This window comes from Lysobacter sp. OAE881, assembly GCF_040546665.1.
Classification (GTDB): Bacteria; Pseudomonadota; Gammaproteobacteria; order Xanthomonadales; family Xanthomonadaceae; genus Lysobacter_J; species Lysobacter_J soli.
The window spans coordinates 3,105,962-3,132,564 of record NZ_JBEPOG010000001.1 but is presented as its reverse complement, the minus strand read 5'-3'; the positions used below and the strand labels follow the sequence as shown (position 1 = coordinate 3,132,564).

Sequence of the window (26,603 nt, the reverse complement as noted above, 5' to 3'; positions counted from 1 at the left end):
GAACTCGTCGCGCAATGGGGCAGCCCGCGTGGCGCCGAACGATCCGGCGCCTGCGCTACAGGCGTGCTGGTCGGTGCGCAAGCACGCGCCGTTCGCGATGGAAGACCTGCGCCATGGCCTGCGGTGCTCGCACATCGGCCGGCCCCATGGCGCCGAAGACGTGCACGGCCTCTGCGTGCCGCTGAGCGCGCATGGCGAAGTGGTGGGCTGGCTGTCGCTGCAGGGCGAGGGCGCACGCGGCCGCATTCCCGACGAATCGCTGGCGATCCGCCTGTGCGAGCAGCTGTCGCTGGCGCTCGCCAACGTGCGCCTGCGCGAAAGCCTGCGCCACCAGGCGGTACGCGATCCGCTCACCGGACTGTTCAATCGTCGTTACCTGGAGGAATCGCTGGCGCGCGAGATCGCCCGCTGCCAACGACGCGAACAGCCGCTGGCCGTGCTGATGCTCGACATCGACCACTTCAAGGCCTTCAACGACCGCCACGGCCACGCAATGGGCGACGCGGCGCTGTCGGCCTTCGCGCGCATGCTGAAGACGCGCTGCCGTCCGGAGGACATCGCGTGCCGCTACGGCGGCGAGGAATTCACGCTGATCCTGCCCGAAACCGACTTCGCGACCGCGCTCGAACGCGCCGAGGACATCCGCGCCGGCGCGGCCATGCTGCGCATCGGCGAATCCGACGGCGCGATGCTGCGCATCACGGTGTCGATCGGCGTCGCGTTGATGCCGGAGCACGGCGATGTCGGGCTGGAACTGATGCGCGCGGGCGATCGCGCGCTGTATCGCGCCAAGCACGAGGGACGCGATCGCGTGGCGGTGGCGGCGGGACGCGTGGTCGAAGGGGCTGCGGTGCTGGAGCTGGATCGAATGGTGTGATGAGGTGGTTCACGACGCATTTCGTCGTGATGCGTTGCGTGGTGACGCGTTGATTACCATCGGCTTGTAGTCCGGTGTCTCCGTCTACTTGCCGTCATCCCGGCGAAAGCCGGGACCCAGGCTCGGCAGATTTCGGGCACGCCGATAGCGGTCAACAAACTCACCGTCATCCCGGCGAAAGCCGGGATCCGGGCTCGCAGATTTCGGGCACTCCCATAGCGGTCAACGACCTCATCTCGTCATTCCAGCGAACGCTGGAATCCATCTGCTTGAGTGGTTGGCAGCTGTCGGAAGCAACCACGCAGCGCTGTGCCGGAATCGCAGTTCGCCGGTGGTGCTTCGTTACCCCTCACCCCAACCCCTCTCCCGGTGGGAGAGGGGATTTACACCATCATTCCAGCGAATGCTGGATCCATTCTGCTTTACGCACTTACGGCGAGCTCTTCGCCGAGCGCATTTCCTTGTCGTGTCCGGCCTTCATCTCGGCCGCGGTCAGGTTGCCGTCGCCGTTGGTGTCCATCTTCGTGAACATCTGCGCCGAGCCGGCGTCGTGTTCGGCGGCCGAAATCGCACCGTCGCCGTCGGTGTCGAGCTTCTTGATCTTGTCGGCCGACGACATCTTCATCCTGTCGCCACTTTTCCCGCCCATCTTCGCGGCGTGATGGGCGTCCATCTCGGCGGCGGTGACCTTGCCGTCGCTGTTGGCGTCCATCTGCGTGAACATCGTCTTCGCGCCTGCGGCGTGCTCGGCGGAGCTGACCATGCCGTCGCCGTCGGTATCCATCAGCTTGGCCTTGTCGTCGCCAGCCATCACCGCGGCGGGTGCGAGCAGCAGCACGCCCAGCCACAGACCCATGCGCATGTCGGATCGAGTACCTGTTTTCATCGTGCCCTCCCAGGCGAGTTCGTCAGGTACGCGGCAGGGTGCGCGCGCACTCGTTCGACACGCGTCAAATCGGCGCGAAAATCCGCTGCCAGCGTTGGGCTAGGTGAATGCGGGCGGGTGCTCGGTAGACGCCACGCAACTCTTTACCGCGTCCGGAAAACCGTGCGCTTGGCGCCGGACACATCGGCGGCGGAATGCGGCCGGCGTCGGGCCGTCCCGATGGCACGGCTCTTGCGGTCTTCCTTCCATGGAGGCCGCTCCCGGGCACCTTGTCGCGGCGACGCAGTTCCTGCGTTTCCGGCCCGCCGGCGCGGCCTCCTTCTTCCACCTTTCGTGATCGGCGCCGCATCCGGGCGGCGCCACGCTGCCGGCAGGACGGGCACACTGCGCCTCTGGCACTGTGCCTCCATCCCGATCACGAGGTTGTCGAACGATGCGCCGAACCCTGGTAACCGCCGTCGCGCTGGCCCTTGCCGGCCTCAGCTCCGTTTCGACGGCGGCCCCCGACGCTCCCGCCGCTCCGGCCAGCCGCCCCGTCACGACGACGCAGCTGCCGCGCAACGTGGTGCCGACGCATTACGACGTGGCGATCACGCCCGACATCGCGAAGCTGACCCTCGCGGGCAAGGCGACGATCACGCTGCAGTTGCTCGAGCCGACGCCGAGCATCACGCTGAACGCGCTCGACATGGCCTTCGCTTCGGCCGCGCTGACGCCGGCGAAGGGCAAGGCGCTCACGCCGAAGATCGCCGTCGACAACGACGCGCAGACAGCGACCTTCACCTTCGACAAGCCGCTCGCGCCGGGCCAGTACCGTCTGGCGCTGGATTACACCGGCAAGATCGGCACGCAGGCCAACGGCCTGTTCGCCATCGACTACGACACGGCAGCCGGCAACAAGCGTGCGCTGTTCACGCAGTTCGAGAACTCCGACGCGCGCCGCATGATCCCCTCGTGGGACGAGCCCGCGCACAAGGCGACCTTCACCCTGCAGGCCACCGTGCCGACCGGCCTGATGGCGGTGAGCAACATGCCGGCGTCCGCCACGAAGGATCTCGGCAACGGCACCACGCGCGTGGATTTCGCGCCCTCGCCGAAGATGTCGACGTACCTGCTGTTCCTGTCGGTCGGCGATTTCGAACGCGCGACCACGCAGGCCGACGGTGTGGAAATCGGCGTCGTCACGCAGCGCGGCGCGATCGACCAGGCGCGCTTCGCGCTGGACTCGTCGGCCGACGTCCTGCGCGAATACAACGACTACTTCGGCACGCCGTACCCGTTGCCCAAGCTCGACAACGTGGCATCGCCGGGCGCGAGCCAGTTCTTCAGTGCGATGGAAAACTGGGGCGCGATCTTCACCTTCGAGCACACGCTGCTGCTGGATCCGAGCATTTCCACGCAGTCGGACAAGCAGCGCGTATTCGCCGTCGCCGCGCACGAGATCGCGCACCAGTGGTTCGGCGACCTGGTGACGATGAGCTGGTGGGATGACCTGTGGCTCAACGAAGGCTTCGCGACGTGGATGGCGTCGCGCACTACGCAGAAGCTGCATCCGGAATGGAACACGCAACTGGAGGCGATCGGTTCGCGCGAATCGGCGATGGCGCTGGATTCGGTGGAATCCACGCATCCGGTCGTGCAGCACGTGGAAACGGTCGAGCAGGCAAGCCAGGCGTTCGACTCGATCACCTACCAGAAGGGCAGTGCGGTGATCCGCATGCTCGAAGGCTATGTCGGCGGCGATGCGTGGCGCACGGGCGTGCGCAGCTACATGAAGGCGCACGCGTATGGCAACACCGTCTCCGATGATCTGTGGCGCGAGATCCAGTCCGCCGCCGGCAAGCCGGTGCTCGACATCGCCCACGATTTCACGCTGCAGCCGGGCATCCCGATGCTGCGCGTCGCCGCGGGCAAGTGCACCGACGGCAAGACGACGCTGACGCTCACGCAGGACGAGTTCACGCGCGACCGCCCCGGCAAGACGCCGCTGCGCTGGCGCGTGCCGGTGATCGCGCAGGCCGGCGGTCAACCGGCCCGCACGGTGGTCGAAGGCGGGCAGGGCACGCTCGACGTGCCCGGCTGCGGTCCCGTCGTCCTCAACGCGGGCCAGAGCGGCTATTACCGCACGCTGTACGCGCCCGCGCAGTTCGCGGGCCTTCGTTCGAACTTCGCCAAGCTCGATGCGATCGACCAGCTCGGCGTGATGAACGACGTCTGGGCGCTGGGCATGGCGGGATTGCAGTCTTCGTCGGACTACCTCGATCTCGTGAAGGCGACGCCGCGCGATGCGGATCCGCAGATCTGGGGCGACATCGCCGGCTCGCTGCAGAGCCTGGACGCGTACTACCGCGGCGACGCGCAACGCCAGGCCAAGTTCCGCGCGTTCGCCATCGCGCAGCTGTCGCCGGTGTTCGCCCGCGTGGGCTGGGACGCGAAGCCGGGCGAAGCCGATCCGGTGAAGGTGCTGCGCACGGACCTGATCGAAGCGCTCGGCGCACTGGGCGATCGCGACGTGATCGGGGAATCGCGTCGTCGCTACGCGGCGCAGGACTCCGGTGCATTGCCGGGCGAACTTCGCCGCAGCGTGCTCGGCGTCGTCGCGCGGCACGCCGATGCCGCCACGTGGGATCGCCTGCACGCCGCGGCCAAGTCGGAGAAGACGCCGCTGGTGAAGGACGATCTGTACATGCTGCTGTCGTCCGCGCAGGACGCCGCGCTTGCGCAACGCGCGCTGGAACTCGCGCTCACCGATGAGCCCGGTGCGACCAACAGCGCCGGCATGATCCGCACCGTCGCCGGCCTGCATCCGGACCTCGCGTTCGATTTCGCCGTGGCGCATCGCGAACAGGTGGACGCGAAGGTCGATTCGACGTCGCGCTCGCGCTACTACCCGCGTCTTGCGAACAACTCGCTGGATCCTGCGATGGTCGGCAAGCTGAAGGCGTACGCCGACAAGTACGTCGCAACAGGCTCGCGCCGCGCGACGGAGAACGCGATGGCGAACATCACCTACCGCGTCGGCGTGCGGAAGGAACGCCTGCCGGGGATCGATGCGTGGCTGGCGAAGCACGGGGGTTGAGCGCTTCTGCCCCTCTCCCATCGGGAGAGGGGTTGGGGTGAGGGGCAACGAAGCGATTGCGATGAAGGGCCGACGCGGTTCAGTGCTGCGTTTGCTCCGTGCAAGAGCAAAGAGGACTGCAAGGCTGGGTGGTGCCGGCTCGCGCTGGGAAGACAGTAGCGTTCGTTGCCGTGAGCGGATCCATTGGGCCTCACGGGCCTGGGTCCCGGCCTACGCCGGGATGACGGCGCAAGAGAGACGTCCGAACTGCACTTGACCCTCAAAGACCCTCAATGCGGCCGGGCCCGCTCCACCATCGACTCCACCGCTTCGATGATCCGCTCGGACGTGTAGGGCTTGCGCACCAGTTCGCAATCGCGGAAGTCCTGCGGGATCGTGTCCTTCGAGTACGCCGAAGCGAACGCGAACGGCACGCCGGATTCGCGAAGGCGGTTCGCGAGCGGATACACCGCTTCGCCCTGCAGGTTGATGTCGAGCAGCGCGACGTCCACGTGTTCGTGGTCGGCGATGTCGAGTGCATCAGACAGCCGCGCGGCGCCCAGGACGTGGTAGCCCGCGTCGGTCAGCAGGTCTTCCAGCGCCATCGCCAGGTACGCTTCGTCTTCGACCATCAGCACATTGGGTTTCATGAACACGCCTGTCATCGCATGCCAGCGCGCATGGTGCGGCATCGGTTCGTAACGGGAGTGTCATGATTCCGTGTCGCCGCAACCTCCGCCGGCACACGGTTCAGCGTGAACTCACGCGATCGCGTCGCGTGCGCCCCGTTCAACCAGAACATCGTCGACGATCCGCGACAGCTGGCCATGGTCGATCGGCTTGCGCAGCACGGTCCGCAGCATGTTCGCCGGCAGCGACGGCTCGCGGATGCGATCGGCCAGTCCCGTGTACAGCAGCACCGGGAGATGCGGCGCGATCGGCTCCAGCGCCTGTGCGAGCTGGATGCCGGTCATGGTCGGCATCGCGTGATCGGTGATCACCAGGCGGTACTGCGCGGGCGACTCGCGAACGCGCGCCAACGCCAGTTCCGGCGTCGAGACGAAATGCGCCTCAAGACCCCAGTTCGACAGCAGTTCGCACATGAACTCGCCGACGCTGTGCTCGTCGTCCACTACCAGCACGCGTCCTTCGCGACGCGCGATGCCGAGGCGATCGGAACGGCGCCGTGACGGCGTCGTCCGCGCCGCATCTGCACACGCGGGCAACAGCACACGGAACGACGTGCCGCGTCCGGGTTCCGTATCGACGAGCAGGTGCCCGCCGTGTTCATGCACGATGCCGTGCACCGTCGCCAGGCCCATGCCGGCGCCTTTTCCGGGTGGTTTCGTCGAGAAGAACGGATCGAACATGCGCTCCAGCACCGCGGCCTCGATGCCCGGCCCGGTGTCGCCGACACTCAGTTCGACGAACTCGCCGTCCACCGGCTGCCGGCACGCGGCGCATTGCATCGCCTCCACGCGCGCGTCGCGAAGCGCGAGTCGGAGCCGACCTTCGCCCTGCATCGCATCGCACGCGTTCACACAGAGGTTCAGCAGCACCTGCCCGAGTTGCACCGGGTCGAACTGAACCGCGCACGCGTTCGCCTGCACGTCCTGTTCGACCTCGATGCCTTGGGCCAAGGTCGGGCTGAGCACCGCGAGGTTCTGCTCGATGCAGCTGGCGACGTCGATCGCCTGCGCCTGTCCCGTTCTGGCCGCGGCTGAACATCAGCATCTGCTGGATGAGGTCTCGCGCGCGCTCGCAGGATTGCAGGGCCTGGTCGAGATAGCCGGACAGTCGCGCGTCCTCGCCGTTGTCGCTGCGTTCGTGCGCGAGCGCGACGTAGCCCATGATGCTGGCGAGCAGGTTGTTGAAATCGTGCGCGATGCCGCCGGTGAGGTGGCCCAGCGCTTCCATCTTCTTCGCCTGCAGCAGCTGCGCTTCCAGCCGCCGGCGGCGTTGCTCGGCCTCGGTGCGCTCGGTGATGTCCCGCAGATAGCCGATGAACACCTTTCCGGAGGGACTGTCGTCCACGCCCACGGCGAGCTCGGCGGGAAACTCCGCGCCGTTGGCGCGCATCGCCGTGACCTCCAGGCGCTTCTTCAGGACCGGGCCTGGTCCTCCTTCGAGGTACAGCTTCAGGCCGAACTGATGCCGCTCGCGGAAACGTTCGGGAATGATGGTGTCGGCAAGCGAGCGGCCAAGCGCGTCCTTCTCGCGGATGCCGAAACAGGCTTCCGCCGCGGGGTTGAACTTCACGATCATGCCGCGCTCGTCCATCGCGATGATGCAGTCCAGCGCCGCATTGACCGTCGCGCGCAGGTGCTCGGCATTACGCTGCGCGACGTCCTCGGCGCGCTGGCGTTCGATCTCCGCCGCCGCGCGCACGGCGAAGATCTTCATCACCGATTCGATGAACTCCGGCTGCTCCAGCGGGCGGCGCGACACGATGGAGATGATCCCCAGCGGACGGCCCTGCGCATCGCTGAGCGGATAGCCGGCGTAGCTCTCCGCGCCCATCTCGATGAAATCGTCGTCCAGCGGGAACAGCGAGCCGAGTCCGGCCGGGTACATGCGGAAGCCGTGTCCCACCACGGTGTCGCAGGCGGTGTTCGCGATGGGGTAGTCGTAGTTTTCGCGCGGCTTGTCGTCGGCGACGAAGGCGAGGATGCGCATCATCGTCGGTTCGTCCTCGCGGATCTGCGCGATGAACGCGACATCGACATCGAGGATCGCCGAGAGGTAGCGCGACAGTTCCACGAACAGATCGCGGCCGTACGCGCCCGACACCGCGAGCGCCGAACTGGTGAGCGCGGTTTCCACCTGCTTGCGCCGCGTGATGTCGGTGGCGATGCCGCACACCGCGTACGGCACCTGGTCGATGTCGAGAAGTGGGAACTTCGCCGACAGGAACGTGCGGTGTTCGCCTGCGAACACGCCGCTCTCCTCGAACTCCATCGCGCGCGCTTCCAGCAGCACGAGCATGTCGTTGCGGCGCAGCGCCGCGGCCATTTCGGGCGGAAAGATGTCGCGATCGTTGTGGCCGAGCAGGGCGTCGGCGTTGCGGCCGGTCAGGCGTTCGAACTCGTGATTGACGAACAGGTAGCGGCCCGCGCGATCCTTCGCGAACACCGCGGCCGAGGTGTTGTCGAGCACCTGCTGCAGCCGCAGCTCGCTTTCGCGCAGTGCGCGTTCGCGTTCGTCGATCTGCACCGGCGTGGGGGCGCCGTCGTTCATGGCCAGGCCCTGGTGTGCGTGGGGCGAGTATAGGAGCGGGGTTCGGGCTGCGGAGGCGGTGTTACGGGGTTGAAACAAAAAGGTGTTCGCCGCGCCCTGATCTAAGCCCCTCTCCCTCCGGGAGAGGGGTTGGGGTGAGGGTCGGCGGAGTGATTACGGGGCAGGTTGTCGTGGTCTGCTTTGTGTTGAAAGCAAGAATCTAGCCTTGCGCCGCATCGTCGTTCGAGCGATACGGCTCCGTTGCCCCTCACCCCAACCCCTCTCCCGATGGGAGAGGGGCTTGAAGGCCACGCACTCTGAGAGGCAACGAACTCAAGGCACGAACATATAGCCCACGCCACGCACCGTCCGTATCGCCCGCGGATTATCCGGATCGGCTTCCACCTTCCGCCGCAAGCGCGCGATGCGGATGTCGATGGAGCGATCGAACGGCTCCCACTCGCGGTTCTTCGTCAGCGTGAGGATCGCATCGCGCGACAGCGCCTTGCCCGCGTGCTCGTGCAGCACGCGCAGCAGGTCGAATTCCATGTGCGTGACCATCACCTCGCTGCCGTCCTCGTCGTACAGCTGGTGCGAGTCGAGATCGAGCGTGCAGCGCCCGAACGGCACGCGCCGCGCGTTTTGAGGCGCCGATGCAGCGGTGGCATCGGGACGCGCCTGGATGCGGCGAAGCACGCTCTTCACGCGGGCTAGCAGTTCGCGCGGGTCGAAGGGTTTTGCGACGTAATCATCGGCGCCGATCTCCAGCCCCACGATGCGATCGATCACGTCGCCCGAGCCGGTGACCATGATGATGCCCACGTCGTAGCGTTCGCGAAGAAAGCGCGCCAGCGTCAGCCCGTCCTCGCCGGGCAGGCGGATGTCGAGCAGCACCAGGTCGGGCGCCTCGCGTTCGAGCTCGCGTCGCATGCCGGCGCCGTCGCCGGCCTGCAACGCGCGGAAACCGTGGGTGGCGAGTGCTTCCAGCAGCATCTCGCGCGTGGGCTGGTCGTCGTCGACCACCAGGACACAGGGCGTGTGGGCCATCGCGTTACCTGCCGTCGCCAAGGGGATTCGGGCGGGCATCCTGCCGCATTGCGGGCGCAGTATCCGCCCCTGTTACCAACGGTTACAAATCCATCGACACGGGACATCGGACCGTTACCGGCCGTACGTAGATTGGCCCCATGCCGGAAACGCGCCGGCGAAGAGAGGCCGAAATGACCCGTTGCCCGCTCGAACTGGACACGATGTACCTGAATCGGCAGGTTCGTGCGACGTACGAGCGTGTCGCACGCGCCCCGGCCAGCGGATTCCACTTCCACACCGGTGCCGACTACGCCGTCCGCCAGCTGCGTTACGACGCCGCCGAGCTCGCCGCGCTGCCGGCCGCCTGCACCGAACGCTTTTCGGGCGTGGGCAACCCGCTGCGCATCGGCACGATTCCTGCCGGGGCGGTGGTGCTGGACCACGCGTGCGGCGCCGGAATGGACCTGCTGCTCGCCGCGAAGGCCGCCGGCCCCGACGGCCGCGCGATCGGCGTCGACCTCACGCCCGGCATGCGCGCCAGCGCGCTGCGTGCGGCGGCGCAGTCGGGATTGCTGGATCGCATCCGCGTCTTCGAAGGCACGTTCGAGGATCTCCCGATGGACGACGCCAGCGTCGACGTCGCGATCTCCAACGGCGTGCTGAACCTCGCGCCGGACAAGCCGCGCGTCCTGTGCGAAATCGCACGCGTGCTCAAGCCTGGCGGCCGGCTGTTCCTCGCCGACGTGGTGCTTGATCGCGAACTTGCCGACGGCGTGCGCAGCAATGCGGACCTGTGGGCGTCGTGCATCGGCGGCGCGGTGACGGAAAGCTTGCTGATGGAGTTGCTACGCGACTGCGGATTGAGCGACGCGCAGGTGACCGAACGCTTCGAGTGCTTCGCCGGCACCGACATCGACCGCAAGTTCCACACGCACCTGCACGCGTACGGCGTCAACGTGCTCGCGCACAAGCGCTGACGCGACACCCCTTTCGATTCGGCCGGTTCCCCCGCCGGCCATTCGCGCCACAGGCGCACAACGGAGGCTCGTCATGTTCAAGAAATACGTGATCGAACGGAACATCCAGGGCATCGGCGCCCAGCCGATGGAAGCGCTGTGCGGCGTCGCGCTGCAGTCCAACAACGTGCTGGACGAACTCGGCACCGACATCCAGTGGCTGCATTCCTACGTCACCGCCGACAAGACCTACTGCGTGTACATGGCGCGCGACGAGGCGCTGATCCACGAACACGCCAAGCGCTCCGGCTTTCCGGCGAACTCGATCGCCGAAGTGAAGGCCGTGCTGGATCCCACCATGGCGCCTGCGTAACGCCGGCGCGAGAAGCACCTGGAGTCACGAATGAACGCTGCAACTGCCCGCACCACCGCCCCGCAATGGAATGCCGAAGTGGCGGACGCCGACAGGGCGCGCTATGCCCGCTGCATCGAAGTGTCGCGGCGCGTGCGCTGGGACATCGACCGCGACGTGATCCGCGGACGCGATTTCGATTTCGACCGCACCTTCCTGCCGGCGGGCTTGTCGCTGGTGAACCGGCTGGATTTCCTCGACAGCGATGAGCGCCGTTTCTTCAGCCAGGTGCAGGGACGCACGTATGCATGGATGTTCGGCCTGTGCGAGCGCTTCATCGGCGCGAAGATGCTGCAGACCTCGGGCCTGCACTGGCTCGGCGACCAGAAGGCGCTGGAAGCGCTGGTGCGGTTTTCCGACGAGGAGATCAAGCACCAGGAGCTGTTCCGTCGCCTCGAAGCGCTGCTGGACTCGCGCATGCCCGACGGCCATATGAAGACGGCCGAACCCAATGCAGTGGCCCAGTTCGTGCTGGCGCGTCGTAGCTGGGCGGTGCTGGCGCTGGTGTACCTGATCGAGCTGTTCGTGCAGCGCCATTACGAAGAGAGCATCGCGCCGACGCAGGAACTGTGCCCGCTGTGGACGGACGTGTTCCTGTTCCACTTCCGCGAGGAGTGCCAGCACTCGGTCATGGACGAGATCGAATGGCGTGCCGAGGACGCACGCCTGGATCACGACGAACGCGATGCCGCCATGGACGACCTGATCGCGCTGCTGGGCGCGGTGGACGACATCCTGCGCGCGCAGGCCGATGCGGACGCGGCGTACTTCGTCGCCGCATGCGGACGACCGTTCGGCATGCGCCAGCAACTGCTCGTGCTGGACGTGCTGCGGCGTGCGTATCGCTGGCAGTACATCGCCTCGGGCGCGCGGCACCCGCGCTTTCGCCAGGCGTTGGCGAAGTTGTGCACGCCGGCGCAGCGGACGCGCTTCGAGGCGGCGCTCGCGTCGATCGTGCCCGAAGACTGATTCGACAAGACACATTCCCCGATTGCTTCATGCCCCACACGGCGACCGCGAGCGGCCGCCGCCCGACAGGACTGCAACGATGAAAACGATGACCCTGATGGCCGCGCTGGCGATGGTCGCGGCGACCCATTCCATCGCCACCCGTACCGCCGCTGCGAGCGACAACACCACCACGACCGCAACCGCGATCCGCACCTTCGACCTGCCCACCGTGCGCGTGTACGCCACGGTTGAGCGCGAGCCGGATGCGATCGCGATGCAGGCCCCGCGCATCCACGACCTCCCCCCGGTGCGCGTGCATGCGGCCCGCGACGATCGCGACGTGGCCGATGTGGGCAAGCGGGCGATCGCGATGCGCACGGCGACCGCGCGCCGTGCCTCGCTGGCCATCCCGCGTGGTTCGCAGCGTCGCGGCATCGCGCCCGAGCGCGTGATGGCCTCCAGCGCCGAAGAGCGCACCGATCGCTGGATCGCACTCGGTTGCGTCGTTCGTCAGCGCCTGGGTCGCGTGTGGCCGATGCAGCAATGCAACGGCGGTTCGACATCGACCGGCGGAATGACCGGCGGGATGCGCATGTCGCTGCCGATGTCGCTGGACCGGCGACGATGAATGCATCGATCGATGCGATATCGAGAAGCCCCGCAACCGCGGGGCTTTTCGTTTGTGGTCGTCGCAATCGTGGGAATTATCTGAGTCGAAGGGGAAATCGTCGCCTTCAAGCGACGGGCGGTTCCAACCTAAAGTCGCGGCCCGCACTCGCGCAGGGCCGGCCACCGGTCGCGTCGCGGTGCAGCCAGGCCGGAGGCGCAACGCCTCGGCAACGTGGGCCGGGCGGCGGACGACCGAAGGATCGGCACGTCATCGCGGCTTTCAGTAAATCCCCCCAAGAGAAGTACCCATGACTCAATTCGAAGCACGCTACGAAGCCGGCACGCTGTCGGCATCGCAAAAGGCCCTGCGCGTCCTCAAGCCGACCGTCCTCGCCGTCGCGATGGGCTGCGTCGGCAGCGCGTGGGCCGCCGACGGCGGTGTCGTCGTCAACGGCACCGGCCGCATCGCCACGCAGGGCGCCACCACCACCGTCACCCAGTCGACCGACAAGATGGTCGTCAACTGGAACAACTTCGACATCGCGCAGGGCCAGACGGTCAACTTCGCGCAGCCGAACGCGTCGTCGGCCGTGCTGAACCGCGTCGTCGGCCCGGTGAAGGCCACCGACATCCAGGGCACGCTGAACGCCAACGGCCGCGTGTACGTCGTCAACCCGGCCGGCGTGATGTTCGGCCAGAACGCCGTCGTCAACGCCGACAGCGTCGTTGCTTCGACGCTGGACATCGGCGCACAGCAGTTCATGGCCGGCGGCCGCACCGCGGGCAACCAGAAGCTGCTCGACCTGACGGCCGGGAGCACCAAGGGTTCGGTCGTCAACCAGGGCCGCATCAACGCCCGCCAGGTCGCGCTGCTCGGCGGCCAGGTGCTGAACAAGGGCCAGATCAACGCCACGGGTGACGTGACGCTCGGCTCGGCCCAGACGGCAACGCTGTCGCTCGACAACTCCGGTTTCTCGGTCGCCTTGGGCGCACCGGAACTGAACGCGCTGGTCGACAACGGCGGCATGATCGTGGCGAAGGGCGGCAACGTGCGCCTGACCGCCGCCGCCACCGGCGACGCGCTGCGCAACGCCGTGCGCAACACCGGCACGATCGAAGCACGTCGCGCCACCACCGGTGCGGGCGGTTCGATCGAACTGCGTTCCGACGCCGACGGCCAGATCTCCTTCGGCGGCAAGCTGACGGCGGACGACCGCATCAACATCGAAGCCCGTCCGGGCACGGCGACCAGCAAGGGCCGCACGATCGTCGTCGAGCCGCTGGCGCAGCTGCAGGCGTCGGACATCGCGATCAACGCCGTGGGCAGCACGCTGACCACCAACGGCAGCTATACCGCCAACACCGTCACGCTGGCCGGCGACAACGTCGTCGTCAATGCGCCGGTCGTGTCGGCACGCGACGTGAACGTGTACGGCGCCAACAGCGTCACGCAGAAGGCGAACATCACCGGCACCGGCCGCGTGTCGATCAACGGCAACACCATCGATCAGGCCGCCGGCGTGACCACGCGCGGTGGCGCGATCGAACTGCTGTCGAACACGACCACCGGTTCGGTCAAGGCCGCCACGCTGGACGGCGAGCAGGTCCGCATCGCCGGCAAGACCGTCGCGCTGAACGAAGACGTGAAGGGCAAGTACGGCATCGACGTCGCCGCCGGTCGCGGTGGCAACATCGCGGCGGCGAAGTCGCTGACCTCCGACGCCGGCAGCGTGAACCTCGACGCGGTGGGCGCAAAGGTCGTCACGCGCGGCGCGGTCAACGGCCAGCAGGTCCGCATGAACGCCGACGCGGTGGAAATCTACGCACCGGTTACCGGCAAGGGCGACGTCGTCCTGTCGGGCAACGTCACCGGCGTGTGGCAGGCCGCCAACGTCACCAGCACGCAGGGCAATGTGATGGAAACCGGCGGCGCGCTGTACCACGCCGCCGGCGTTACCACGACGGCCGCGCGCAACGCGGAATTCCGCGCTCCGGCGCGTGGCGTGCCGCTGGCGTTCAACCTGGGCGACATCAAGGCGTCGCAGGTCGTGGTGGATAACGCCGCGGGCAGCGTGAACCTCAACGGTGCGATCTCGGCCGATGCCGGCGTGCAGGTGAATGTCGGCAACGGCAGCCTGACGACCGCCAAGGCCATCGACGCGAAGTACGGCTCGGTGAACCTGGCCGCCACGACCGTCACCACCAACGGTGCGATCAACGCCGCAAGCGACGTCAACGTCAGCGGCACGACGATCAAGTCGGGCGTCATCACCGCCGGCAACCAGATCGCGCTGAACGGCAGCGACGTCACCCTCGGTGGCAAGCTGACCGCACGTCGCGTGTTCGTTCCGGCGAATGCGAAGAACACCGCCGGCTACATCATTGCGACGGATGCACAGCCACAGCCGCAGCCGCAGCCGCAGCCGCAGCCGCAGCCGCAGCCGCAGCCGGAACCCCAGCCGCAGCCGGAACCCCAGCCGCAGCCGACCCAGCCGATCTACCCGGCTCCGGAGCAGCAGGTGCCGCAGCCGTCGCAGCACACCGAGCGCCTCATCCCGATGAGCCAGGCGCAGGCCGAAGGCATCAACCAGTTCTCCGTGGTGTGGGTCGATGGCCGTCCCATGGCGCTGGTGATCCAGTAAGACGGGCGGGCGGTGGTTTCGGCCACCGCCCCTTCCTGTCGTGACGTGAACCAAGCGGGAGGAAGGTGCGAGGGCGCCTTCCTCCTTCTTGCGTAATGACGCTTCCGCGTTTCTTGCGTGGTCTCGATCGCGCTAAACGCTTTCCTTTCCAGATTCCAGATGCGCGGCGATGACGCCGTGCGTCGAAAACCCGTGCCGTGAATTCCTTTCCCCGTACCACGCTCCGCCGCCTGTCCATCGCGACCGCGTTCGTTCTCTCGCCGCTCGCCCACGCAGCCGAAGGCGGCATCACGTCCGGCGGACTGCTGCGACAGACGCCCGAGCTTTCACATGCCTTGCAGCCGACCGGTCCTGCAACGGCGCAGAACGATTCCACTTCGTCCTCCGAGGCGCCCGGCGAGGGCGACGAACTGCGTTTCCCGATCAATGACTTCGTTTTTGACGGCGAGTTGTCGCCCGAAGAGCGCACGCGCGTCGAGGCCTTCATCGCGCCGCTCCGCGGTCGGCAGATGACCTTGTCCGCATTGCAGATCGTGCGGGGCGAATTGACCGAACTGCTCTACCACGACGGCGAATCGCTCGTGCGCGTGACGCTGCCGCAGCAGACGATCGAGGGCGGCGTCGTGCGCTTCGAGATCGTGCGCGGCCACATCGAGCGCATCGAGGTCAGCAACGCGTCCGACGTCGCGACCGACCGCATCGAACGCATCCTGCGGGGCGGCAGCATTGCCGATCCGAAGCTGCGTGACATCGACGCGCGCATGCGCCTGCTGCGCGCATTGCCGGGCGTCGGCGCGGTGGACGCCACGCTCTCGCCCGGCAAGTACGCCGGCGGAACGATCGTGACCGTGAGTGTCGCGCCCGGCGCCGGTCTGTATGGCGCGATCACCGCCGACAACGCCGGCTCGATCGAAGCGGGCGAACGCCGCATCGGGCTCGTTGGGGGCATCAACAACCCGTTCGGTCGTGGTGACCGCCTCGAAGCGATGGTGTACGTCACGCCCACCGCATTGCAGACGCATGCGTCAGAAGGCGGGCAGACGCGCCTGGCGCGCGTGTCGTATGACGCGCCCGTTGGCGATGGCGCGACGCGTGTCGGCGCCGCGGTGTCGCATGTCGCGTACCGGCTTGGTGGCGCGTTCGACGGACTCGGCAAGGGTTCGGCCGACGTCGCCTGCGTGTACGCGAGTCGCCCCGTGTGGCGCACGCGCGACGCGAGCCTGGATGTCAGCGCGTCGATCGACCGCAAGCAGCTGCGCGACGACCGCTTCGACGGCCTGCTCGAAAGCCGCCGCGACAGCAACGTCGCCAGCGTGCGCGCCGACGGATCGGGCGTTGCGGGGCAGGGACGTTGGCGGCGCTGGTATCGCTATGGTCTCGGCGTGTCCTACGGCGCGATGGACCTTACCGATCTGGACCGCACCAGCGGCGACGACGCCACGCGCAAACATGCGACGTTCGTGAAAGCCGAGCCCGTCGCGAGCATCGCCGTCGCGCCGGTGTCGAGCCTGCAACTCAGCGCGCAGGTGCGGGGCCAGTGGGCGAGCCGCAGCCTCGACGGCTCGGAGCGGATGAGCCTCGGCGGCCCCGGCGCCGTGCGCGCCTACGACCTCAGCGCCGCGGCGGTCGACGAGGGCGCCGTGGTATCGCTGGAAGCCAGCCACGATTTCATCATCCCCAACACCCGCATCAGCGCCTTCTACGACGGCGCGGCCGGTCGCTATCGTTCGGCGATGGGGTACCCCTCGCGTTCAACGAACCTGCAAGGCGCCGGCATCGGCGTGAACTGGAACTGGAAGGGCGTGCAGGGGCAAGTGAGCGTCGCGCGTGCGATCGGAGGTGCGGACGAAAAGCCGAAGGACGATCAGGTGTGGGTGACGGTGGGGAAGTCGTTCTGAGCCCGGCCATCCTACGGAGCGCGATGCAACGGACAGCGCAGCTTTTCGCCCCTCTCCCGACGGGAGAGGGGTCGGGGTGAGGGGCAACGAAGCGGACGCGGTGGTCAATCGTTGCGGTACAGCGCTGCGCTGGTGCTTCGATCAGCGCGAATGTGGCTTCGAAATCAGAATGGATTCCAGCGTTCGCTGGAGTGACGGTGAGGTGGTTTGCACTCGCCGGGTGCCCCAACGCTACGGGCCTGGGCCCCGGCTTTCGCCGGGATGACGGTTCTCTTTAGCGCCCTGGTCCGACCCTCGCATCACGCCGTGCCGCCGTCATTCCCGCGAAGGCGGGAATCCATCCATCCGCCGCTGCACACCTTCCGGAAAGCGCGATGTGTCGGAAGCATGGGTCCCCGCCTTCCCGGGGATGACAGCAGCAGAGCAAAGGCGCTGCTTACGCCCGACGCTGCGTTTCCCACCCGGCCATCGAATGACGATATCGCGCAACGCACGATCCAGTTCGTCGCACAGGTCTTAGAGGATCTGGAGCTTCGGGTGACAGATCGAGCTCGACGGCGTTGTGATGGATACGCGCGGACGTAAGGCGGAAGAGCAGGGCGGGCCGATCACGCAAACCGCATCAATGCGACGAAGTCGCGAACGGTAGCTGCGTCTCACATTTTCAATAACGTCGCTCGTGGAGCCCGGACACCTCACCCCGCGACAAACATCGCTTGACACGTCTCGACCGCATAGAGGCCGATCAGCGTGAAATCCCGCCGCAAACAGAGCCGAACCACGCTTGCCGCGTGCATTCGCCAAATATCGCCATTCGATGCGGCGCAAACGGTGCAGCCGAACGCCATTCCGGCCCTGTGAGTCCCCGGTTTCCTGAACTTTTGACCAGTTTTTCGCTGAGAGTTGTCTGAGGAAGAACGCCTCGATCCGCGCAGAAGCGGCTCGCGCTTATCCGGTGCTCAAACCCTCAGATTTATCCAATAGGACCACTGCCTGCCGACGACGAGGATGCGCACCCGTCTGGGCGCTCTTGCCCGGCGTCTTTGTTTTCTTCCTTTCTCGTCAAACAGGTGTGTGTCAAATGAACAAGATTTATCGGGTGGTATGGAACGCGGAGACCGGCCAGTGGGTCGTGGCTTCGGAAATGGCCAAGGGCCGCAAGAAGTCGTCGAGTGCCCGCGCAACCCTGCTGGTCTCGGCTGTGGTGAGTGGTGCGATGGGCGTCGCCGCGCCTGCATTCGCGGGTTCCCTTGACGGAGGCAACGTGAATGGCCAGCCCGATGCCGTGGCCTATGGCCCTGGCGCGTCCACACTTGGCCAGGGTGCCACCGCAATCGGCATGAACGCCTACGCCGAACAGACAGATGCCACAGCGCTGGGCAAGCAGAGTTCGGCGATTGGCATCAACTCCACGGCTCTGGGTAACCAGGTGACGACGCGCGGAAATCGCAGCATCGCCATCGAAGGCAACGATGCCCCGTTCCTGGCGATCGACGCGGCCTCCACGAACGCTATCGCCATCGGTTATCAGGGCCTCATCTCCAGCTCGGTGAACGCCATTGCGCTGGGTTCTGATGCTTCGGTAAAGAGCGGCGCGGATTCCATCGCCATCGGCAAGAAGGCTGCCGTCACGGCTGCCAACGCCGTTTCGCTGGGTGGGAGCAGTTCAGCGACAGTCGCCAGCGGCGTGGCGCTGGGCGACAGCGCGGTCGCCGACCGCGCCTCGGGCACCGGCGGCAGCACGAAGGGCGCGGTTTCGGTAGGTAGCGGCGGTACGGGTATTGCGACCGACACGCGCCAGATCATCAGCGTCGCACGCGGTACGCAGGACACCGACGCGGTGAACGTCAGCCAGCTCAAGGGCGTGACCACGGCGCTGGGTGGTGGCGCGGCTGTGAATGCCGATGGCACGATCAAGGCGCCGACGTACACCGTCAATGGCAATACCTACAACACCGTCGGCGATGCCATCGGCAACATCTCCAACGGCGGTGGCATCAAGTACTTCCACGTCAACTCGACGCTGAGCGATTCGTCTGCAGGTGGTACGGATTCCACGGCCATCGGCCCGGAAGCGACCGTCGACGCCGCCGCTACCGGGGGTGTCGCGCTTGGTCGCAGCTCCTCGGTCACCGCTGATGCCGTGGGTGGCGCCGCCATCGGGTCGGGGGCCACGGCCAGAGCCGACGGCGCGATTGCTTTCGGCCGCGATGCGGCTGCCAGCGTGTCCAGCGGCGTTGCGTTGGGCAACGGCTCGAAGGCCAACCGCGCTTCGGGGATCGGCGGCAGCACCAAGGGCGCGGTCTCGGTGGGCAGCGGCGGCGCAGACGCCGCGACCGACACGCGCCAGATCATCAGCGTCGCACGCGGTACGCAGGACACCGACGCGGTGAACGTCAGCCAGCTCAAGGGCGTCACCACGGCCCTCGGCGGCGGCGCTGCCGTGAATGCGGACGGCAGCGTCAAGCAGCCGAGCTACACCATCAATGGCACGACGTACGACAACGTTGGATCGGCCCTGACCGCGGCAGCCGCCTCGGGCGGCGGCGAAACCAAATACTTTCACGTCAACTCCACCCTGAACGATTCGTCGGCGGGTGGTACCGATTCGACGGCCATCGGTCCTGAAGCCAACGTCAACGCGGCAGCTGGTGGTGGCATCGCGATCGGTCGCAGCGCTTCGATCACCGCCAATGCCACCTATGGTGGCGTGGCGATTGCGTCGGGTGCGAAGTCCGACGCCAACGACGCGCTCGCGTTCGGCCGCGATTCGACGGCCAACGTGGCCGACAGCGTGGCGCTGGGCCATGGCGCCATCGCTGACCGCGCTTCGGGCACCGGCGGCAGCACCAAGGGTGCGGTCTCGGTGGGCAGCGGTGGCGCGGGCGTCGCGACCGACACGCGTCAGGTCATCAGCGTTGCACGCGGTACGCAGAACACCGACGCGGTGAACCTGAGCCAGCTCAAGGGCGTGACGACAGCGCTGGGCGGCGGTACGGCGGTCAACGCCGACGGCACGATCAAGGCGCCTACCTACACGATCCAGGGTACGACGGCCAACGATGTGGGCACGGCGCTGAGCAAGCTCGACACGGCGACCACCAAGAACGCCGGCGACATCACCAACCTCAACACCACCGTCAACAACATCACCAACGGCGGTGGCATCAAGTATTTCCACGCAAACTCCACGCTGGCCGATTCGGCCGCAACGGGTGCCAATTCCATCGCCGTTGGTCCGGCGGCAACCGCCAAGAGCAGCAACGGTGTCGCCATCGGTAACGCCGCCAACGCAAACGACGGTTCGACCATTTCGATCGGTGGGTCCAGCGAAGCGAAGGGCTCGTGGTCCGTCGCGCTGGGTACCAGCGCCAAGACCACGCTGGACAACTCGGTGGCGCTGGGCAGCAACAGCTCGGTGACCGTGGCCGGTGGCGTTGCCCTGGGCGACAGCACCGTGGCCGACCGCGCGTCGGGCATCGGCGGAAGCACCAAGGCTGCAGTGTCGGTGGGTAGCGGTGGCGCCGGCGTGGCGACCACGACGCGCCAGATCATCAGCGTGGCGCGCGGTACGCAGGACACCGACGCGGTGAACCTGAGCCAGCTCAAGAGCGTGGTGACTGACCTGGGCGGCGGCGCGGCCGTGAACGCCGACGGCACGATCAAGGCGCCGACGTACGACGTCAACGGCACCAACTACACCAATGCCGGCGGCGCGATCGACGCACTCGATACCCGCATCGACGGCGTGGCCGCCAACCCGCTCAAGTTCACCGGCAATGACGCGACGGCCGGAGTGGTCAGCCGCAAGCTCGGCGACACGCTGGCGATCAAGGGTCTAGCCACCACGGCCGGCACCTTCTCGGGCAACAACATCAAGACGGTGACCGACCCGACCAACGGCGGCATCTCGATCCAGATGGCCGATGCGCCGAAGTTCGGCAACATCACCGTGAACGACAGCGGCAAGATCAGTGGCGTTGCCGCTGGTACGGCCGCGACGGACGTGGTCAACAAGGGCCAGTTGGACGCGGCCGTCATCCAGGCCGGTGCGGGCTGGAAGATCAAGGCCAACGCCGGCACGGAAGGCACGATCAAGGGTGGCGACACGCTGGCCGTGGTCGATGGCACCAACACCAAGGTCGCGTTCGATTCGACGAAGAACGAACTGAAGGTTTCGGTGGCCGACGCCCCGACGTTCTCCGGCATGGTCACTGCCAACGGCGGCCTGACGGTCGGCGCGGGCAAAACGATCGACATGGGCGGCAACAAGATCACCAAGGTCGCGGCCGGCACGGCCGACACCGACGCGGTGAACGTGAGCCAGCTCAAGGGCATCACCACCGCCATGGGCGGCGGCGCTGCGGTCGCCAGCGACGGCACGATCACCAAGCCGAGCTACGACGTAAACGGCACCAAGTACGACAACGTCGGCGGTGCGGTCGACGCGCTGGATACCCGCATCGATGGCGTGAACAGCACGGTGACCAACATCACCAACGGCGGCGGCATCAAGTATTTCCACGCAAACTCCACGCTGGCCGATTCGGCCGCAACGGGTGCGAACTCCATCGCCGTTGGTCCGGCGGCAACCGCCAAGAGCAGCAACGGTGTCGCCATCGGTAACGCCGCCAACGCAAACGACGGTTCGACCATCTCGATCGGTGGGTCCAGCGAAGCGAAGGGTTCGTGGTCCGTCACGCTGGGCACCAGCGCGAAGACCGCGCTGGACAACTCGGTGGCACTGGGCAGCAACAGCTCGGTGACCGTGGCCGGTGGCGTCGCCCTGGGCGACAGCACCGTGGCCGACCGCGCTTCGGGCATCGGCGGCAGCACCAAGGCTGCGGTTTCGGTGGGCAGCGGCGGCGCCGGCGTGGCGACCACGACGCGCCAGATCATCAGCGTCGCGCGTGGTACGCAGGACACCGACGCGGTGAACCTGAGCCAGCTCAAGAGCGTGGTGACGGACCTCGGCGGCGGCGCAGCCGTGAACGCTGACGGCACCGTCAAGGCGCCGAGCTACGACGTGGGCAGCACCACCGGCATCACGACGGTGGGCGGCGCCATCAACGCGTTGGACGATCGCATCGACGGCGTCGCCGCGAATCCGCTGAAGTTCTCCGGCAACAGCGGCACGGATGTATCGCGCAAGCTCGGCGACACGCTGGCGATCAAGGGTCTGGCCACCACGGCCGGCACCTTCTCGGGCAACAACATCAAGACGGTGACCGACCCGACCAACGGCGGCATCTCGATCCAGATGGCCGATGCGCCGAAGTTCGGCAATGTCACCATCAACGACAGCGGCAAGATCAGCGGGGTTGCCGCCGGTACGGCCGCGACGGACGTCGTCAACAAGGGACAGCTGGACGCGGCCGTCATCCAGGCCGGTGCGGGCTGGAAGCTGAAGGCTAACGCCGGTACCGAAGGCACGATCAAGGGCGGCGACACGCTGGCCGTGGTCGATGGCACCAACACCAAGGTCGCGTTCGATTCGACGAAGAACGAACTGAAGGTTTCGGTGGCCGACGCCCCGACGTTCTCCGGCATGGTCACTGCCAACGGCGGCCTGACGGTCGGCGCGGGCAAGACGGTCGACATGGGCGCCAACAAGGTCACCAACCTCGCGGCCGGCACGGCGAACACCGACGCGGTTAACTTCGGCCAGCTCAAGGCCTCGGAGCAGTCCGTGGCCAATGCGCTGGGCGGCGGTTCGGCGGTCAACACCGACGGCACGATCACCAAGCCGGCCTATTCGGTCGACGGCAAGACGGTGAACGGTGTTGATGGCGCGATCACCGCGCTCGACAGCGGCGTGAAGGCGGCGAAGGACGGCATCAACGGCCTTGACGGCAAGATCGCCGATCTGGGCGACAAGGGCCTGACGTTCTCCGACACGGCCGGCACGAAGGTGCAGCGCAAGCTCGGCGAAACGCTGAAGATTTCGGGCGTGGGCACCACGGCCGGCACGTTCTCGGGCAACAACATCAAGACCGTTGCCGATGCGACCACCGGTGAAATCAAGATCCAGATGGCCGACGCGCCGAAGTTCGGCAACATCACCGTCAACGACAGCGGCAAGATCAGCGGCCTGACCGACGGTACGGCTGCCACCGACGCCGTGACGAAGGGCCAGATGGACACCGCCGTCGCCGGCGCCGGCAAGTGGAAGCTGACGGCCAATGGCGCCACCGCGAAGACGATCACCTCGTCCGACACGGTCAACCTGGTCGATGGCAAGAACACCAAGGCCTCGTTCGACAGCACGACGAACCAGTTGAAGGTCGACGTCGTCGACGCGCCGACGTTCTCCGGCATGGTCACCGCCAATGGCGGCCTGACGGTCGGCGCCGGCAAGACGGTCGACATGGGCGGCAACAAGATCACCAACGTCGCGGCCGGTACGGCGAACACCGACGCGGTTAACTTGGGCCAGCTCAAGGCCTCGGAGCAGTCCGTGGCCAATGCGCTGGGCGGCGGTTCGGCGGTCAACACCGACGGCACGATCACCAAGCCGGCCTATTCGGTCGACGGCAAGACGGTGAACGGCGTTGATGGCGCGATCACCGCGCTCGACAGCGGCGTGAAGGCGGCCAAGGACGGCATCAACGGCCTTGACGGCAAGATCACCGACCTGGGCGACAAGGGCCTGACGTTCTCCGACACGGCCGGCACGAAGGTGCAGCGCAAGCTCGGCGAAACGCTGAAGATTTCGGGCGTGGGCACCACGGCCGGTACGTTCTCGGGCAACAACATCAAGACCGTTGCTGACGCGACCACCGGCGAAATCAAGATCCAGATGGCCGACTCCCCGCAATTCGGGAACATCGTCATCAACAAGGGCGGCAACGGCGCCATCGACATGGGCGGCGGCAAGATCACCAACCTGACCGACGGCACGGCTGCCACCGATGCGGTGACGAAGAAGCAACTGGACGACGCGGTGATCAGCGCGGGCGCGGGCTGGAAGATCAAGGCCAATACCGGCACGGCTGGCACCATCAAGGGCGGCGACACGCTGGCCGTGGTCGATGGCGCCAACACCAAGGTAGCCTTCGACTCGACCAAGAACGAGCTGAAGGTCTCGGTCGTGGATTCGCCGAAGTTCGGCGACATCACGATCAACGACAACGGCAAGATCACCGGCCTGGAAAACGGCACCGCCGCCGGCGACGCCGCCACGGCCGGCCAGCTGAAGGAACTCGCCGACGTCATCGGTGGCGGCACGAAGGTCGACCCGACCACGGGCGAGATCATCAAGCCTTCCTTCGACATGGCCGACGGCACGAAGGCCGACACGGTGGCAGGCGCCATCGATAACCTCGATCAGCGCGCCAAGGACGCGAAGGACGGGATCGACGGCATCAACGGCAAGATCGAAACCATCACCGGCGACATGGCCGACGTGGTCAAGTACGACTCGGCCGACCACAAGAAGGTGACCTTCGGTACGGCCGGCACGCCGGTCGTCCTGGATAACGTTGCGAGCGGCAAGATCGCGAAGGACTCCAAGGAAGCCATCAACGGTGGCCAGATGTTCGACGTGACGAAGTCCGTGGCCGACGCCATCGGCGGTGGCGCGACGGTCGATCCGGCCACCGGCAAGGTGACCGAGCCGACCTTCACCATCACCGACAAGGATGGCAAGGAGCACGACTCGCACACCGTCGCCGACGGCTTCAGCACGCTCGACGGCCGCATGGACGGAATCGATGGCCGCGTGACGATCGTCGAAGGCAACGTCACCAACATCATGAACGGTGCGGGCATCAAGTACTTCCACACCAACTCGACGCTGGCCGATTCGCAGGCGAAGGGCGTGGACTCGGTGGCCATCGGCGGCAACGCCATCGCCAACGCTAAGAACTCGGTGGCCTTGGGCTCCAACTCGACGACCGATCGTGAAAACACGGTGTCGGTGGGCAAGGCCGGCGCCGAACGTCAGGTCGTCAACGTGAAGGCCGGCGTGCAGCAGACCGACGCGGTTAACGTATCGCAGTTGAAGGGCATCGCCGATGTCATCGGCGGCGGCACGGCGATCGACCCGACCACGGGCGCGATCACCCCGCCGAAGTTCGACGTGACCGACAAGGAGGGCAACGTCGTTCCGGCGACGAGCGTGGTCGACGCGATCACCAAGGTCGATGGCCACGTCGTCAACGTCGACAAGCGCGTCACCAACATCGAAGGCGACGTCACCAACATCATCGACGGCAAGGCCGGCCTGGTTCAGCAGGACGAGACGAGCCGCGAGATCACGGTGGGCAAGGACACCGACGGCACCGTCGTGAACTTCACCAACAAGGACGGCGAAGCGCGCGTCCTGGACGGTGTGGCGAATGGCGAGATCAAGGAAGGCGGCATGCAGGCCATCAACGGTGGCCAGGCGTACGACATCGCCAATTCGGTGACCGAAGCGCTGGGCGGTGGTTCCGTGGTGAATCCGGACGGCACCATCTCGAAGCCGCAGTACGACGTCACCAACGCCGACGGCACGACGGAGAAGGTCGACGGCGTCGAAGGCGCCATCACCAACCTCGACCAGCGCACGTACGACAACACCACCAACATCACCAACCTGACCCAGCAGATCAACGAGGGTTCGGTCGGCCTGGTGCAGTACGACGATGCGACCGGCACCGTCACCGTGGCGGCCGGAAAGGGCGGCACGATGGTTGACTTCGCCAACGTCGACGGCGAAGCCCGTCAGCTGAAGAACGTCGCCGCCGGTGCCGAAGACACCGACGCGGTCAACGTCAAGCAGCTGAAGGACATCCTCGGCGGCACGGACACGCAGGACGAGAACGGCAACTACGTCGGCCCGACCTACAACGTGACCAACGTTGATGGCACCACGCACAACTCCACGACGGTTGGCGACGCCCTTACCACCATCGACAGCCGCGTGACCAACGTCTACAACCAACTCAACGAAGGCACCGTGGGCCTGGTCCAGCAGGCGGCCGCGGGCGAGAAGCTCACGGTCGGCAAGGACACCGATGGCACCGAGGTGAACTTCACCGGCACGGCGGGCGACCGCAAGCTGACCGGCGTCGAGAACGGCGAGGTCTCCGACAAGAGCCACGACGCGGTGAACGGCAGCCAGCTGTACACGGTGGCGCAGTCGGTGGCCGATGCCATGGGCGGCGGTTCGACGGTCAACGAAGACGGCTCGGTGACCACGCCGGTCTACAACGTCACCAACGTCGATGGCACGACCACGACGGTCAACGGTGTCGAAGGCGCCGTGAACAACCTCGACCAGCGCACCTACAGCAACACCACGCAGATCCAGAACATCACGAACCAGATCAACGGTTCGGGCATCGGCATGGTGCAGCAGGCGGCCCCGGGCGCCGACCTGACTGTCGGCAAGGGTACGGACGGCAAGGCGGTGAACTTCACCGGCACCGACGGCGACCGCGTGCTGACGGGCGTTGCGGCCGGTTCGGCCGACAACGATGCCGTCAACATCAAGCAGCTGAAGGACGCGGGCGTCATCAACAAGGACGGCAGCGCCAATGCCGTGGTGACCTACGACAACGCCGAGAAGACCAGCATCACCATGGGTGGTGAGGGCGCTTCGACGCCGGTGGCGATCCACAACGTCGCCGACGGCGTGGCCGACCACGATGCGGTCAACATCAGCCAGCTGAACCAGCGCCTGCAGAGCAACAACACGGAAGTGCTCAATCAGGCCAACAGCTACACCGACCAGCGCATCAACGACGTGTGGCAGGACCTCGGCGACGAGATCAACCAGGTCAACCGCCAGGCCAACCGCGGTATCGCGGCGGCATCGGCCCTGGTCAACGTGACGCCGTACCTGCCGGGCAAGACTGCGGTCAACGCGGGTGTCGCGTCCTACCGTGGCGAAGCCGCGCTGGGCGTGGGTGTGTCGCGCTGGAGCGACAACGGCCGCGTGAACTTCAACGCGGGCGTGTCCGCGGCGAAGGGCGACGAGCCGGTGTTCCGCGTCGGCGTCGGCTACGTCTTCTGACGAGAGCGGAGGGGAAAGGACGTTGCGGGACTTCGTGCCCGCAGCGTCCCGACCGCTCGTCCGTCATCC

13 protein-coding genes and 1 pseudogene are annotated in these 26,603 nt (G+C 66.7%); 9 read left to right on the top strand and 5 right to left on the bottom strand.

What is annotated here, in order from left to right; all coding sequences use genetic code 11:
- The first annotated feature begins 28 nt into the window (after positions 1-28).
- Positions 29-877: a GGDEF domain-containing protein gene (locus ABIE51_RS14420; RefSeq protein ID WP_354504371.1), complete on the top strand. Its 849-nt coding sequence runs from the start codon at positions 29-31 to the stop codon at positions 875-877.
- A 430-nt stretch (positions 878-1,307) separates the two neighbouring features.
- Here ABIE51_RS14420 and ABIE51_RS14415 read toward each other — a convergent pair whose 3' ends face one another.
- Entirely contained in the window at positions 1,308-1,739 is a 432-nt protein-coding gene (locus tag ABIE51_RS14415) for an EF-hand domain-containing protein (protein WP_192631229.1), read from the bottom strand.
- A gap of 457 nt (positions 1,740-2,196) precedes the next feature.
- On the opposite strand from ABIE51_RS14415, the gene ABIE51_RS14410 reads away from it, so the two are divergent.
- Positions 2,197-4,842: a M1 family metallopeptidase gene (locus ABIE51_RS14410; protein ID WP_192631228.1), complete on the top strand. Its 2,646-nt coding sequence runs from the start codon at positions 2,197-2,199 to the stop codon at positions 4,840-4,842.
- A 269-nt stretch (positions 4,843-5,111) separates the two neighbouring features.
- On the opposite strand, the gene ABIE51_RS14405 is transcribed toward ABIE51_RS14410, so the two are convergent.
- The 4 genes and pseudogenes from ABIE51_RS14405 to ABIE51_RS14390 all read right to left on the bottom strand — a co-directional run bounded on the left by ABIE51_RS14405 (position 5,112) and on the right by ABIE51_RS14390 (position 9,084).
- Positions 5,112-5,471 carry a response regulator gene (locus tag ABIE51_RS14405; RefSeq protein ID WP_192631227.1) on the bottom strand — a complete coding sequence of 120 codons (360 nt, stop codon included), beginning with the start codon at positions 5,469-5,471 and terminating at the stop codon, positions 5,112-5,114.
- 111 nt (positions 5,472-5,582) lie between these two features.
- On the bottom strand, positions 5,583-6,344 hold the full coding sequence (locus ABIE51_RS14400) for an ATP-binding protein (RefSeq protein ID WP_354504368.1): 762 nt from the start codon (positions 6,342-6,344) through the stop codon (positions 5,583-5,585).
- A gap of 193 nt (positions 6,345-6,537) precedes the next feature.
- Positions 6,538-8,058: pseudogene (locus ABIE51_RS14395) on the bottom strand (PAS domain-containing protein); the annotation flags it as partial.
- Positions 8,059-8,370: 312 nt separating this feature from the next.
- The gene (locus ABIE51_RS14390) at positions 8,371-9,084 is read right to left on the bottom strand and encodes a response regulator (protein ID WP_192631225.1); all 714 of its coding nucleotides are present in this window, start codon (positions 9,082-9,084) and stop codon (positions 8,371-8,373) included.
- Positions 9,085-9,257: 173 nt separating this feature from the next.
- Here ABIE51_RS14390 and ABIE51_RS14385 point away from each other — a divergent pair, with 173 nt between their 5' ends.
- The 7 genes from ABIE51_RS14385 to ABIE51_RS14355 all read left to right on the top strand — a co-directional run bounded on the left by ABIE51_RS14385 (position 9,258) and on the right by ABIE51_RS14355 (position 26,534).
- The gene (locus ABIE51_RS14385) at positions 9,258-10,043 is read left to right on the top strand and encodes a methyltransferase domain-containing protein (RefSeq protein ID WP_192631224.1); all 786 of its coding nucleotides are present in this window, start codon (positions 9,258-9,260) and stop codon (positions 10,041-10,043) included.
- Positions 10,044-10,116: 73 nt separating this feature from the next.
- Positions 10,117-10,395, top strand: coding sequence for a DUF4242 domain-containing protein (locus ABIE51_RS14380; protein WP_157030721.1), 279 nt, complete (start codon positions 10,117-10,119; stop codon positions 10,393-10,395).
- 30 nt (positions 10,396-10,425) lie between these two features.
- Positions 10,426-11,403: a hypothetical protein gene (locus tag ABIE51_RS14375; RefSeq protein ID WP_192631223.1), complete on the top strand. Its 978-nt coding sequence runs from the start codon at positions 10,426-10,428 to the stop codon at positions 11,401-11,403.
- 79 nt (positions 11,404-11,482) lie between these two features.
- Positions 11,483-12,013, top strand: coding sequence for a hypothetical protein (locus ABIE51_RS14370; RefSeq protein WP_192631222.1), 531 nt, complete (start codon positions 11,483-11,485; stop codon positions 12,011-12,013).
- Between the two features lie 289 nt (positions 12,014-12,302).
- Positions 12,303-14,636, top strand: coding sequence for a two-partner secretion domain-containing protein (locus ABIE51_RS14365; RefSeq protein WP_192631221.1), 2,334 nt, complete (start codon positions 12,303-12,305; stop codon positions 14,634-14,636).
- 197 nt (positions 14,637-14,833) lie between these two features.
- Positions 14,834-16,534: a ShlB/FhaC/HecB family hemolysin secretion/activation protein gene (locus tag ABIE51_RS14360; protein ID WP_192631220.1), complete on the top strand. Its 1,701-nt coding sequence runs from the start codon at positions 14,834-14,836 to the stop codon at positions 16,532-16,534.
- A gap of 1,081 nt (positions 16,535-17,615) precedes the next feature.
- The gene (locus tag ABIE51_RS14355; RefSeq protein WP_192631219.1) at positions 17,616-26,534 is read left to right on the top strand and encodes a YadA-like family protein; all 8,919 of its coding nucleotides are present in this window, start codon (positions 17,616-17,618) and stop codon (positions 26,532-26,534) included.
- Positions 26,535-26,603: the final 69 nt, after the last annotated feature.